1 protein-coding gene is annotated in these 2,718 nt (G+C 69.1%); it reads left to right on the top strand.

Annotated elements, in window-relative coordinates:
• The coding region (locus C8N34_RS26590) for a hypothetical protein (protein ID WP_170120586.1) at positions 1–2,718 on the top strand (2,718 nt) is incomplete at both ends.

Here is a 2,718-nt window from a genome sequence, read left to right as displayed (position 1 = left end):
CCGCCTATGAGGTCAGCGCCCGGCTGATCTCGGGCCGCAAGACCGCCTGGACCGGCTGGCTCGGCGCCACCACCGCCAGCCTGAAGCTCGGCCCCGCCGATCTCGACTGGTCGCAGCTGGAGACGGAAATCCTCGGCCAGGTCGATGCGCTCCAGCAATGGGTCGATGGCGAGGTCGATGCGCTTGTCGGGTTGATCGGCGACGAAGCGCAGGCCCGGGGCGATGCGGTGCAGGCGCTGGGAGACCAGATTGCCGGGGTGGCGGATGGCATTGCGGCCGAGGCCGAGGCGCGCGGCAATGCCATACAGACGCTGGCTGATGGTCTGGCGGATATCGCACAGGATATCTCGGACGAGGTGGCCCGCCGTGCCGACAATGTCCGCACGCTTGCCAGGAACTACCGGCGGGTGACGCGCAGCATGGATGAGCTGCGCGACTGGGTGGGCGATCTTGATTACCGGCGCTACCGCGAGAAGGAGCAGCTGCGCACCGATCTCTCGAAGTCCTTGCGCGAATTCCGGGCGACATTCGAGGAGACCATCACCGTTGCGGCCTCCGAACGGGCGGCGATCACCCAGCGCGTGACTTCGCTCGAGGCCGACAGCCTCGACACAAGGGCGCAGATCCTTGCAGTGGATACCGCGCGGGTGAATGGCGAGGAGGCGCTCGCCCAGTCCATCGCGGGCCTGTCGGTCGGCACGGTGAACCAGTTCGATCATGTGAAGATCTGGTATTACGACGACGATGCCGAGGGCTGGACCGGATCACCGGCCGCCCCGACCGTGGCAGAGGGCTATATGCGCCCCGCCGATGGCGCAGGCGCCTATGTAATCTCGCCCTCCGGTCTGGGTGTCCGGGCCGTGCGATATCCGCAACTGCGGGCGCGCCTCAGGCGGGTCGGCAGCCCGGTCTGGACCGGGTATCTGTGGTGGGCGGATGCCGGGCAGTCATTTGTCACCGGCCGCCGCGTGGCGATCCCCGAGCCGGTCTGGTCTGGCGATGAGGCGCTGATCACGGTCACGCCGGGCTGGGCCGCCACGGTCGACAGGGTGCGCCTCGACCTGACGCCACAGGATGCGTCGAACCATGTCCTGGTGGATTGGATCGCCATCGGCCGCCCGGCGCCGGGCGCCACCTCGGCCGAGCTGGTCGAGGAACGGACGGCCCGGCTCGCGGCCGACAATGCCCAGGCGGCCGCCATCCTCGATATGCAGGCCGGGATCACCGATGTGCAGGGCAATCTGGCCGCCACCGCAGGGGCCGTCGATGCGCTGACGATTGAGGTGACAGAGACCGGGGCCACCGTGGCCTCGCAGGCAACGGCCCTGACCGAATTGCAGACCGAAGTCGCAGGCAAGGCATCCGCTGACGCTGTCGCGGCGCTCGAAAGCCGGACCAGCGCGACCGAGACCGCGGTGAAGACTGGCAGTGCGGCGACCACCAGCCTGCGGGCCAGCCTGTTGCCACTGGCCTCCGAGGTGCTGGATCAGGGCTTTGCCGAGTTTCTGGCCCGCCGGAAGGCACGCAAGGCCATGGTGGCTGCCGACCAGTCGCTGACCGCACAGATCCGGGCGGTGGATGACCGGCTGATCCTGACGGCCGATGCGGTGACGCGGCTGGAACTGGATCTGCCGAAGCTTGCCAGCGCCACCGCCGTGGACGCGCTGCGGCTGCGGGTGACCACCGCCGAGGGCAGGATCACCTCACAGGGCGAGGCGATCACCGCGCTCAACACTGCCTTGCCGGGCAAGGCCAGCGCCTCGGCGCTGGAGGCGCTGACCTCACGGGTCACGCTGACCGAAAGCGGAATCGTCTCGCTGGGGCAGTCGGTCACCGATCTGGGCACGGCGGTTGCGGGCAAGGCCGGTACTGACGTGGTCGCCGCGCTGGAAAGCCGGACCAGTAAAACCGAGGCTGCCGTGAAGACCGGCGGCGCGGCGACCACCAGCCTGCGGGCCAGCCTGTTGCCGCTGGCCTCCGAGGTGCTGGATCAGGGCTTTGCCGAGTTTCTGGCGCGTCGGAAGGTGCGCAAGGCTGTTGCCGAGGCGGATCAGTCGCTGACCGCACAGATCCGGGCGGTGGATGACCGGCTGATCCTGACCGCCGATGCGGTGACGCGTCTGCAGCTGGATCTGCCCAACCTCGCCAGCGCCACCGCCGTGGATGCGCTGCGGCTGCGGGTGACCACCGCCGAGGGCAGGATCACCTCGCAGGGCGAGGCGATCACCGCGCTCAACACTGCCTTGCCCGGCAAGGCCAGCGCCTCGGCGCTGGAGGCGCTGACCTCACGGGTCACGCTGACCGAGAGCGGGATCGTCTCGCTGGGGCAGTCGGTCACCGATCTGGGCACGGCGATTGCGGGCAAGGCCGGTACTGACGTGGTGGACGCACTGGAAAGCCGGACAAGCGCGACCGAGACTGCCGTGAAGACCGGCGGCGCGGCGACCACCAGCCTGCGGGCCAGCCTGTTGCCACTGGCCTCCGAGGTGCTGGATCAGGGCTTTGCCGAGTTTCTGGCCCGCCGGAAGGTGCGCAAGGCTGTTGCCGAGGCGGATCAGTCGCTGACCGCACAGATCCGGGCGGTGGATGACCGGCTGACCCTGACCGCCGATGCGGTGACGCGTCTGCAGCTGGATCTGCCCAACCTCGCCAGCGCCACCGCCGTGGATGCGCTGCGGCTGCGGGTGACCACCGCCGAGGGCAGGATCACCTCGCAGG

Origin of the sequence: Gemmobacter caeni (genome assembly GCF_003054195.1) — a bacterium.
In the GTDB taxonomy this organism is placed as follows: domain Bacteria; phylum Pseudomonadota; class Alphaproteobacteria; order Rhodobacterales; family Rhodobacteraceae; genus Gemmobacter; species Gemmobacter caeni.
The sequence above is the reverse complement of the archived record's forward strand: the minus strand, read 5'-3'. Positions and strand labels throughout refer to the sequence as shown.